The following is a 10,504-nucleotide window of genomic DNA, read 5'->3' on the forward strand; positions in this document are numbered from 1 at the left end:
AACTCCCTTTGTCAGACGCCGCATGTGCTTTCGAAACAGTCGTAGAATCTACGCCTCATTTGGAGTTGTATTTTGCGAGACGCAGTCATGCTGAACCAGTTGGCAAAGCTGGACCCCGGCCGTGCCTTTGTGGTTGTCGCGTCAGTCGTGGCGGCAACGAGGGCTTTGCCGCTAGCGCCCAGGGCACCGCGGAATGCTGGAATGCTTGCCATGTTGGTCCTCCCAGAAACAACGAAAAAGGCGACGGGGTAACAGGCGGGGTCCTGTCTGCGCGCGACGTTATTACTTGAGAGTTGGAAAAACCTCACCTCGACAAAGTGATAGTCCAACCGGCGACCCGAAGGACTACCGAGGAATGCTTCCCCGCTGTGTTGGTGAAGAATAAAATTGCTGTGCTGGGGCGGCGGTGCCGTCGTAGTCTGGCCGGACGTGGTGCCGCAGACGGCCAAGCTTGTCTCATAGGCGGAACGGCGGCACCCAATGACCACGAAGTATCACCTGTGGGGGCGCGCGGCCCTCGTATGCGCCCTGGTCCTCACGCCAACTGGCTGCACCCAGTCCAACGATGGACCCACCCCATCTTCGAGCTCACCGAGTCCCTTCGTGTCGCTGGAGCATCAAATCCAGTTGTTCATGGATGAGGGAGCACCCTCCGCCGTCGTACAGATCCGCTGGCCCGATGGCGAGTGGTCCCGAGCCTACGGCGTCCGCGACCTCGAAACCAGGACGGCTGCGCAGCCCACGGACCGCGCAGAGGTCGCCAGCGTCACCAAGACAATGACCGCCGTGGCCGTGCTGAAGCTCGTGGACGACCACCTCATCGGCCTCGACGATCCCGTCAATGACGTCATCCCTGGCTTCACCACGTCACTCAAGCCACCAGGCCCAATCACTGTGAGGCAACTGCTCGGCCACACTTCCGGGATGCCCGAGGTCAATGATGCCCTGCCGAAAGACATTGACTTCCGCCCCGTCCTTTCCCAGACGCTCACCATGGAGCGTGGCCTTCAACTGGCGGGAACCCTGCCATGGACTCATGACGATGTCGGATCATTCAAGTACTCAAACACGAACTACCTCGCACTGGGCCTCCTCATCCAGACCCTGCGGCACAAGCCCTTCGTCCAGGTAATGCAGGAGGAGGTCTTTGACCCTCTTGGACTGAAGAACACCAGTCTGAACCAGGTTGACCTGCATGAAGCCGGGCTGTTGCACGGCTACGTGACCCTGCGCGGCGAGCGTATCGACACCACGAACAACACCTTCTCCGTGGGCAACCCAGCCGGCGGCGCTATATCGACTATGGAGGACCTGAACCTGCTCATGGCAGCAATCTTCCAAGGACGGGCGGTCTCTGCAGCCTCCCTGCGCGAGATGAAAACCAGCCCGAGTTTCCGCCCCTACGGGCTTGGCGTGTGGGAGCACGGGGATGGGTGCTCGAAGGAATCCCGGCACGAGGGCAGGGGCTCCTTCGATGATTATCAGACGGTAGCGGTCAGCAGCGGAGACGGAAAGTATCAAGCCGCGATGTCAGTCACGACCCCGCCGATGCCCTCGGAGCTCGAAGACCCCTCCACCCAGGAAAAGCGAGATTATCTGAACGGCGGGATCGAATCAGCACTCAACGAGACTCTCGACCGGCTCTGCAGCGCAGCTGAATGACACGCGCAACCGACTGGCCGCGGTGGGGTCGTAATCATCGAGCTGGAGGAACAGCGCATCTATCCGACGGGGTGGCCATGGGAGCAGTGGTCCTCCCCGGGCAGAATCTCATGCCCCTGAATGCAGGTTCGCTCTGGCGCAAGCGGCCGGTCGTGGTAGCTGAGGAAGACGCTGCTGTAGCCGCGCTCGATGCCCTCGTCCTCACGCTTCAGCCACTCGCCCAGATGCAACCCGTGATGCCCACCGGTCTTTTCCGGCTTTTTCGCTTCATGCGTCCGATGCCCAAAAGGATTCTTCGTCATGGCACTCGCGACCTTCAATAACGTCTCTGTGAATGCAGAGAGGAAACGGTGCAATCATGCTAGGCCCACCGTGAAACCACTTCAATTGCCAGCGCATTCCGTTATGGACGAGCCCCGATGCGACTTGAAGCCATCATAGGTCCCGGATTTAGGAGACACGCCCTAGCTCACCACACGTCTAATGGGTGTTGCCGCATCGCGTACGGCGTCGTGGGCCAGGGTGAGGGGCTCGGGTTCGCCGGCCACCGTCAGCCCGGAAACGTCCCACAGACCGAAGCTGGCCCAGCGGGGCTCGTAGAAGGACCACCAGGAAACGCCGGCGTAGTCGCCGGTGTCGTACATGGACCGGGCCCACTGCTGGGTTGAGGCTCGGTCGCGGGACACGACGCTGCTGGCCCGCAGGGCCCACTCCTGCAGCACCTCGGGATCATCCAGGTCCAGGACGGCCACGTTCCCGGTATACCTCACGAGGGCTTCAGTGTCCCGGCAGGTGTCGCGGGCGGTGGGTCCAGGATGTTCTCGTCCCAGCGCGGGTAGCTGCCGAAAGCTTCGGCAACGGCGCCTTCTGCCGAGTCGCCGACGTACACCACGAGGTATTCATGGTCCGGGTCGTCAACCCGGCCGACGCCCTGACGGGGCCAGATATATAGCGGGTGCCCGTTCTGGGACGGGTCGCTGGCGTCCGGGTGCCAGTTCAGTACGCGCCAGAACTCCACTAGGCGAAAGCGCCCTGCTCGTGGGCGCGGATCGCCTCGATGACCGGGGCGGCCCCTTCGATCCGGTATAGGTCTATGGGGCGGGCATTCAGGTGGGGATTGTGCCCCTCCAGCCAGAGGCGTGCCTGGGCCGGGGTGAAGGCCGTGTGCAGGTGGCCGACCAGCGAGTCCAGGTCTGCCAGTTGCACACGGTTCTCTTCGTTGGGCATGTCCTGTCCGGACACCCACCGGCTCGGCCTGTCCTTGTTGACCCCGAGCAGTGCGGCCACGGCGTTGTTGCCCAGAGCGTTGACGAGGCGCTGCGTCATGGCGCGCGGTCCGTAGTCAGGCGTGTCCTTGAGGCCCGCAAGGTTCACAACTGCGGTCCTGCCGGGTGTCTGGGGTTTGGCGTGCGCGCGGCGGCGGGGTGCCACCTTGAAGCCTTTGGGGAGCAGGATCACACCGTTCCTCATTTTGACGGGGGTCTCCTGTCCGCCGCCCCGAAGGATCACAATCTGTTCGACGGTGTTCCGTTGGTTCTCCATCCCCCAACACTATCTGTTGGGGCGATCTGGCGAAAGATTCAGAGGCGGCCTCTGCTGCCGTCAATCACTGGCCCGCAGAGGCCCGCCGTGGGACCACTTCACTTGGCAATCTATTCAGGCGGAACCCGCGACTCTGTGAGTCTGTCGTTCTGTCACCCTGCGGGTGCTGCCCCATCTGTCTCCGAATATTTGACGTGTTCCTCTCGTACGAGCCTGTACAGATGCCCAGGGTTGTCCCGGGCGGCCACCAGGCACCTACTCCCGCGCCGGCAGCACCTTCCTGGCCGCGTACTGGGACCGCCCCCTGCCATGGGCCACTGCGTCCGCCGGTACCTCTGTGCCGAACTTCTTCAGGTAGCGGTACATCGTCGGCCGCGACCAGCCGACAGCTTCGGCCGCCTCGGCAGCAGGTGTGCCGTCCGCAAGGAGCTGGCGTACAGCCTTGAGTTTCGTTTCGATGGTCTCCTGCTTGGGTGCCTGCCGGCCAAACTTCACGCCCCGGGCCTGGGCCGCCATCACCCCGGACCGTACTCGCTCAGTGATCAATTCGCGCTCGTACTGGGCCAGGCTGGCGAAGAGGGCCAGCTGGAGCCGGCCGTGTGATGAAGAAGGATCTACCCCGTCCATGATGGAATGCAGGCTGATCCCGCGCTCAGTGATGGACTGGACGGTGTTTACGACGTCCACCAGGGAGCGGCCGAGGCGGTCGATGCGCCAGACGTAGATTTCGTCCCCGTCCCGGGCGTAGTCAAGGAGCTTGGCCATCTGGGGCCGATCCTTCGCCGCCACCAGGCCCGACATCTCGTCGATGAAGATGCGGTTTTCTTCAACCCCAGCTTCCCGGAGCGCCTGGACCTGCATGACGGCTTTTTGATCTGTTGTGCTCACCCGCGCGTAGCCGAGTTTCATGATCTGCTCCTGACTGTCTCGTCTCACAAACTCTTAAGGCGTCTCAAGACAATCAAGTGATACAGGGTGGGTGAGACATTTCTGGCCCCGGAATGCAGGGATTTCGGGGCCAGGAGCAGTGGTGCCCTTACCTATAGTTCGTGAGACGCTCCGCGGCATGACCGGCGGGAGAGCACAGGGAGCCCCTGAGCAACTTCGGACAGGCGACGTAGAGCCTCAAAAACTGTCCCTGTCGGATAGCCGGCGCAATGGGGTCGGGCCAGGTTTCGAGGTCTGCCTTGATGCCTTTGCCGGTTCGGGCTGCTTAGGGAGCGGGAGCCTGGGTACTTCCCCGATGTGGAGCAGGGATGGGACGGGGAGCAGGACCTTCGGGGATGGGCTGCAACGGATGGGCCGGACTCTGGTGGTGATCCCTGCACGATTGAGGTGCGGTCCGGTGTCATTCACCTGCGATGGGTGGATGGCGGCCGGGTGAGCGAGGCGACTGCCCGGGAGGTAATGGCCAGGGTCAGCGCCCTCAGCTCCCGAAGGAAGCGGCCCCTGCTCGTGGGTGCGTCCTGGATGGAGGCGCTCGGGCACAGGGCGCGAAACGTGTTTGCTGCCACCTGGCCGCTGACTCGTGTCGCAGTGATCGGAACGTCGGCGGTTGATGAGGTGGTTTACGTCTTCTATGTCGCGCGACACCAACCGGCGTGCCCGGCGCTCAACCTTGCACCGGAAACCTGCCTGGACCCGCGCCTGCCCCGCCTTGTGAACGAAGCACCCATCAACCTTGACCGGATCGTCCTGGAACTCACAGAACGGCAATCCGTGGAGGACTATGACTCCCTGCTCACCGCCCTGGCGCCCCTGCGGAAGCGCGGACTAAGGATAGCCGTCGATGACGCCGGCTCCGGCTTCTCCTCCATGCGCCACATCCTGCACCTCCAACCCGACATCATCAAGCTGGACCGCTCCCTCATCACCGGCATCCACGCTAACCCGCGACAGCGCGCCCTCGGCGCCGCAATGGTCCAGTTCGCCCAGGAAACAGGCGCCACCATCGTGGCGGAAGGACTGGAAACAGAAGACGACCTTGCCACCACCAGGAACCTGGGAATCCATGCCGGACAAGGCTATCTCCTTGGCCACCCCACAACCCGCCCCGCCGACTGGGCAACATGGCACACGACGTCCGCCCGGGCGTCCTCCACCGCAAATGAGCACGCTGCGTAACCTTGGCGTGACCAGGCTTTGGCCCGGCACTGCCGGAGGCCGGTCCGTCCCACACCGGGACTACCGGCATGCGTCCAACTCCGCGGCCCCCTTAGTCGCGGTCAGGGCGGGGAAAGCTGCTCCACGGCCCAGCCGAGGATGACTTCGTCAAAATCGTCCAGTAGAGGGATGCCACGGATGAAAGCATCGAGTTCCATTTCACCGCCCTGGCCACCTTCGGCCCAGTAACCCAACCACAAGACAAACAGCGATACAGCGTCGGCGTCGATCAAGGACCGCGCTTGCATCCGGGGATTCTCAACGCCCATCGTGAAGCCTCCACAACCGCTACGCGCCAACAACCTAAGCATACTGAGGATTTCCTTCGGGTGTCGGGGCTGGGGAGGTCTATTTCCTCATGTTTGCGGTTAGAGTGTGAGGCAGGTCACTTCTCTTTGGGTTTTGCGGTTGTTTTCGAAATATTCGGGGGTTTGGTCTCAGTGGTGACCTGTGCAGGGCTGGTTTGGGGAAGGCTTGCCTGGACGAGCGGCCGTTTCTTGTAGCGGCGGGTCGTCCCGGGGATGGGGGCGGTGTGTCAGGTGTAGAACGCGGTGCTTCTGTTGTGGCGTTGATGCTGCTGGAGGGCATGGGGCAATCGGTCATCGGTATGGACGGTGACTGGCAGGTCCAGTACTGGAACCCTGCTTCGGAGCGGCTGTACGGCTTCTCCGCCGACGAAGTCCTGGGCCGGAAGATCACCGATCTGGGTATCGCCCCGGTGCCGGAGGCCGCCGCGGGGGTGGCCGAGTCCGGCCCGGGTCTAGTCGACGGGCTCACGGCGGGCCGGGAATGGGCCGGTGAGTTCTGGATGCGGCACCGCCAGGGACGGGATTTCCCGGTCTTCGCGATGATCAGCCCCGTAGTGCCGATGCCCGGGACACCGATCACCGTGGTGATGGTGTCCAAGGACATCACGGAGCGAAAGCACCGGGAAGCTGCGCTCCGCCGGATTTCCGCGATGGTCGAATCGTCCGGCGACGCAATCATTGGCTTCGATCTGGACGGGCTGGTGACAAGTTGGAACGCCGGGGCCGTCGAGATGCTGGGGTGGCAGGCGCGGGAAGCCCTGGGCAAAAGCCTGCGGCCGTTGGTCGCCGTGCCCGGGATGCAGGACGACGAGGCGGCGGAACCGGTGAGGGAAGCCGTCAGCAAAGGCTCGTTCGTCAAAGGGCTGGAAGCCTTTTGGCGGTGCAAGGACGGCGCCGTGGTCGTTGTTTCCTTGACCGTTTCCCCGGTGTTCGACGAGGACGGGCAATGGGTAGGCGCATCAGTCATCGCCCGCGACATCACCGAGCTGAAACGGTTGCAGGCCGCCGCGGAAGCAGAGCGGGAACGGCTCCTCGCGGCCCAGGCCATGGCGCACGTGGGCTCCGTCGAACACGACATCGTCGCGGACCGGTGGACGTACTCAGAGGAGTACGCCCGGATCTACGGGCTCCGGCCTGGGGAGCAAATCTCCAGGCCCCGGTTTCTGGCTCTTGTCCATCCTGAGGACCGGGAAACCATCCGGCAGGAATGGGCCCGCATTGATGCGGGGGCGGAGGCTGCCGAGTATGAATTCAGGATCATCAGGCCCGACATGGAGGTGCGGTGGATGCTTTCCCGCACGAGGATGGTGCGGGAAGGCCCGGATAACAAGCCGATACGCTTTCTGGCTACGGTCATGGACATCACCGACCGCAAAAAATCCGACGAGGTTCTTCATTGGCAGGCCCGCCATGACGCCCTGACGGGTTTGCCCAACAGGTACCAGCTCACCGAGGCCCTTCAGGATCTACTGGGTCGGGAACCAGGAAAAGCTGCGGTGATGTTTGTGGACATTGACCGGTTCAAAACCGTCAATGACGGAATCGGACACACTGCCGGGGACGACCTCCTGGTCCTGCTGGGCGAGAGATTGCGGGCCGCCGTGCGCCCCGGCGACATAGTCGGCCGTTTCGGCGGAGACGAATTCGTCATTGTCTGCCCCGGTCTGTGCCGGAATGGTGCGGCCGCGGTGGCCGAACGGGTCCGGGACACGGTCCGGGAACCCTTCGAGATCCACGGGCGGAAGATTTACCTCAACGTCAGCGTCGGCATAGCCCTGGCCGGCGAAGGGGACACCCCTGAAGCATTACTTGCCGGGGCAGACGCCGCCATGTATCAGGCCAAAGCCGCCGGCGGCGACCAGTCCGCCGTCTATCACTCCTCCCTCCTGGGTGAAGCGGCAGGACGTCTGGACCTCGAATCAGATCTGCGCCAGAGCCTGGAGCGGGACGAGTTCAGCCTCTACTACCAGCCCGTCATCGACCTGGACACGGATCAGGCCGTCGGTTTCGAGGCCCTGCTGCGCTGGCACCACAGAGAACACGGACTCATCATGCCTAGCATCTTCATACCTCTGGCCGAAGAAACCGGCCTCATCATTCCGATCGGGACCTGGGCGTTGCGGACCGCACTGGTCCAGGCTCAGGAATGGCGGACAACCATCCCGGGCGCCGAAAACCTCTCCATCGCGGTGAATATCTCCGGCCGTCAACTCCTCTCTCCCGGCTTCCCCGACATTGTCTGCGACGCCGTGCTCGCGGCCGGGATCGATTCCTCCGCGGTAGACCTGGAAATCACGGAGACGGTGCTGATGCGTCAATCCGAGCTCGCACCCGAAACCCTGAACCGGTTGACCGACCTTGGCATCGGGCTCTCCATCGACGATTTCGGCACCGGCTACTCCTCACTGAGCTACCTCAGATGGCTCTCAGTCCGGGCCCTGAAGATCGACCGGTCCTTCGTTCAAGAACTCGGCACGGGACCACACCACACCTCCATCGTCGAACTCATCACCGGCATGGCCGGCAACCTGGGCCTGGACATCATCGCCGAAGGCGTCGAAACCCCCACCCAACTCACCGAACTCCGCCGCCGCGGTGTCCGCAAAGCCCAAGGCTACTACTGGAGCCGGCCGATCCCAGCCGCCCAGGTCCCGGCCTGGCTCCAAACCCAGGAAGCATCAAAGAAATCATCCACGAACGCCCCATAACCATCACCAACAGCACGCCGCCCGCGTCATAGGGCCAGTCATCACGCCGGCGACGGATACCCGCGTTGTCTGATTCTTGAGCCATTCTTTACCGGAATCCGGCCCCCGCGTTGCGCTGCATCTCCGATCCTGATCCCGGGCGCTTCAACGCGCAGGCCGCCAAGCGTGCGGCCGGTCCACCGGATCGAGAAAAGGATCTGCTGTGAGGTTCGAAGTTGCTGACCGTTGGCCAGGGGCCGTCCTGGTGGCTCCACGAGAGCGGTGAGGTCCTGGCGTGGCCGGGCCGCTACTACGTCTCGCTCGCTTTCGCCGAACGCGAGGCTGCCGCGTTCAAGGCGGCCGCCGCCACCGCAACCTTCGAAATCCTCCCTGCCCCTGGCGGCTGGCAATGGAGGGCTGGCAGCCCGTGGACTACTACATGGCGTACTCGCCCGGCGTCTTCCCCCGGCCCGCAGAAGCACGCCGCGCCGGCAACCAGATCAGACAGAAGGCACGGCACGCCATAGGCCCCTAGGAATAACCAGGAAACCCGGCCCGCCTTGGACCATCTGAGGCTCCGGGTTTCACCTCCGCCCTTCCACTCTTGCGGCCCTAGACTTTCGCCATGCACCCCTTGGCAGCCATCGCCCTGGTCTTCCTCTCCGGACTTGCCTGGGTCAGCACCACACTGACCATATTGATGTCCCTGTCGCAAAGGCGCCGCGAACCCAGACGCGTTGAGCTAAAGTCGCCGTCGGATCCTCTTGGGAACCGGGTTCTAGCGTAGAGGCAAGAGCCAGCCGCTGGGCTTGGTTTGCAAATGGGGCAGGGCCGGCGGCCACGGCATCTCTGAGACCGGATGCCGCTTCCAGCGCCACCGGCCCACGCCCTTATTCACCACTCGTCTCGTATCCCAAGCAGTAGGCAACGGTTTCAGATCCTCTGGAACGTGCAGGGCAGTGGGACCCCGGGTTCGCTATGACAGCTTGGCGCAGATGTCCACGGACTGCCCTGAGGTGAAGTCGACTGACAGTGTTTTGGAGAGTGTGGCGTCCGTGGTGACAACCAAGTTTCCTGTGTACTGGATAGCGCGTGGTCCGGTAGCGTCCGTTCCGAAGTAGATGTAGCCGTTGTGTCCTGACAGGTACACCGTGTAGGTGCCGTCGGCGTTGTGAACGAACCGGTCCACTGAGCCTGAAGTGTTCACAGTGTAAGAGGCACCCGTTTCATGGTTGGTGTAAGTCAGAAGGACGCCCTTACCTACGTTGAAGAAGCTGCCGTTCCTGAAGGTGATCTGGGTCAGTTGCCCGTTTGTCCCGGTGATGTCAAGCTGGAACGGGCATCCGTCTCCCGCGGGGACAGTGGCTTTGAAGGCCTGAATTTCCGGCGGCTTAGTCGCTGCCGCACTGGCTGGTTGTGCGATGAGGAGTATTGCCGCAATGGCAGCAAGTGGCGAAAGATAACCTGGGAAACGCTTCATTGTCCGGCTCCTGGTGTGGCTCGAGTGATGATGACCCCAGCCTCATCAGCCTAGATTCGGAATCAATACGGATACTAGGCTTGAGGGTACTTAACTGGCTGCTGCCTCCCCCTAATCAAAGGAGGTAGTTGCTGCAGCCGATACCCCGGGCCAACAGGGTCACCGCAGGCGGACGAAGCGCTCAACTGCCGCCACCTCGCCCTCGGTGAGTCCCCGTTCCGGGTCGGTCTTCACAAGATGTACCGGCTGAGCGGCAATGATAAAGGCGGGTAGGAGGGTGGCCGGCTGCAAGAAAGTATTCCTTGCATAACCACTGCTAAGCATGCTTATTATGGGTTTAGTCGATTGGGAGAGCGGCTGCGAGTGGAACCGAAAAGGGTGCGCCTAGCGAACGGGGCGCACCCTTTTTCGTGCCGGACCCGCGGGAGCTCCGCCCTGATCGCTGACCCGTCCTTACCTGCAAGGAGACACCATGAACCCAGCGATCTCCGTCGTTGTCTTTGACGTGAACGAAACCCTGTCCGATATGTCCCCTATGGGTGAGCGCTTCCGCGAGGTCGGGGCGCCCGCCGAAATGGCGAGACTCTGGTTCGCGACCCTTCTGCGTGACGGTTTCGCGCTGGCCGCCAGCGGAGACAACGGTTCGTTTGCCACCATCGGTG

10 protein-coding genes and 1 pseudogene are annotated in these 10,504 nt (G+C 62.8%); 4 read left to right on the forward strand and 7 right to left on the reverse strand.

Annotated features, from left to right (window positions below):
* Nucleotides 1-633 precede the first annotated feature (633 nt).
* The gene (locus tag PUN71_RS19115; protein ID WP_277799674.1) at nt 634-1,662 is read left to right on the forward strand and encodes a serine hydrolase domain-containing protein; all 1,029 of its coding nucleotides are present in this window, start codon (nt 634-636) and stop codon (nt 1,660-1,662) included.
* A gap of 59 nt (nt 1,663-1,721) precedes the next feature.
* Here PUN71_RS19115 and PUN71_RS19120 read toward each other — a convergent pair whose 3' ends face one another.
* The 5 genes from PUN71_RS19120 to PUN71_RS19140 form a co-directional block, all read right to left on the reverse strand.
* Complete coding sequence (locus PUN71_RS19120) at nt 1,722-1,964, reverse strand: hypothetical protein (RefSeq protein WP_277799675.1); 243 nt, start codon at nt 1,962-1,964, stop codon at nt 1,722-1,724.
* A 162-nt stretch (nt 1,965-2,126) separates the two neighbouring features.
* Nucleotides 2,127-2,432 carry a hypothetical protein gene (locus PUN71_RS19125; protein ID WP_283532418.1) on the reverse strand — a complete coding sequence of 102 codons (306 nt, stop codon included), beginning with the start codon at nt 2,430-2,432 and terminating at the stop codon, nt 2,127-2,129.
* Entirely contained in the window at nt 2,429-2,680 is a 252-nt protein-coding gene (locus tag PUN71_RS19130; RefSeq protein ID WP_277799677.1) for a hypothetical protein, read from the reverse strand. The genes PUN71_RS19125 and PUN71_RS19130 overlap by 4 nt, the downstream gene beginning before the upstream one ends.
* Nucleotides 2,680-3,204, reverse strand: a complete 525-nt coding sequence (locus PUN71_RS19135) for an antitoxin Xre/MbcA/ParS toxin-binding domain-containing protein (protein ID WP_277799678.1) — start codon at nt 3,202-3,204, stop codon at nt 2,680-2,682. Before PUN71_RS19135 ends, PUN71_RS19130 begins: the two co-directional genes overlap by 1 nt.
* 255 nt (nt 3,205-3,459) lie before the next feature.
* Nucleotides 3,460-4,113: a recombinase family protein gene (locus tag PUN71_RS19140; RefSeq protein ID WP_277799679.1), complete on the reverse strand. Its 654-nt coding sequence runs from the start codon at nt 4,111-4,113 to the stop codon at nt 3,460-3,462.
* 471 nt (nt 4,114-4,584) lie between these two features.
* On the opposite strand from PUN71_RS19140, the gene PUN71_RS19145 reads away from it, so the two are divergent.
* Nucleotides 4,585-5,328, forward strand: a complete 744-nt coding sequence (locus PUN71_RS19145; protein ID WP_277799680.1) for an EAL domain-containing protein — start codon at nt 4,585-4,587, stop codon at nt 5,326-5,328.
* Nucleotides 5,329-5,429: 101 nt separating this feature from the next.
* Here PUN71_RS19145 and PUN71_RS19150 read toward each other — a convergent pair whose 3' ends face one another.
* Nucleotides 5,430-5,600 carry a hypothetical protein gene (locus PUN71_RS19150; RefSeq protein ID WP_277799681.1) on the reverse strand — a complete coding sequence of 57 codons (171 nt, stop codon included), beginning with the start codon at nt 5,598-5,600 and terminating at the stop codon, nt 5,430-5,432.
* Nucleotides 5,601-5,899: 299 nt separating this feature from the next.
* On the opposite strand from PUN71_RS19150, the gene PUN71_RS19155 reads away from it, so the two are divergent.
* Nucleotides 5,900-8,383: a sensor domain-containing protein gene (locus PUN71_RS19155; protein ID WP_277799682.1), complete on the forward strand. Its 2,484-nt coding sequence runs from the start codon at nt 5,900-5,902 to the stop codon at nt 8,381-8,383.
* 955 nt (nt 8,384-9,338) lie between these two features.
* On the opposite strand, the gene PUN71_RS19160 is transcribed toward PUN71_RS19155, so the two are convergent.
* Complete coding sequence (locus tag PUN71_RS19160; RefSeq protein ID WP_277799683.1) at nt 9,339-9,842, reverse strand: hypothetical protein; 504 nt, start codon at nt 9,840-9,842, stop codon at nt 9,339-9,341.
* 472 nt (nt 9,843-10,314) lie between these two features.
* Here PUN71_RS19160 and PUN71_RS19165 point away from each other — a divergent pair.
* Nucleotides 10,315-10,504: pseudogene (locus PUN71_RS19165) on the forward strand (haloacid dehalogenase type II); the annotation flags it as partial.

This window comes from Arthrobacter sp. NQ7, assembly GCF_029581595.2.
In the GTDB taxonomy this organism is placed as follows: domain Bacteria; phylum Actinomycetota; class Actinomycetes; order Actinomycetales; family Micrococcaceae; genus Arthrobacter; species Arthrobacter phenanthrenivorans_B.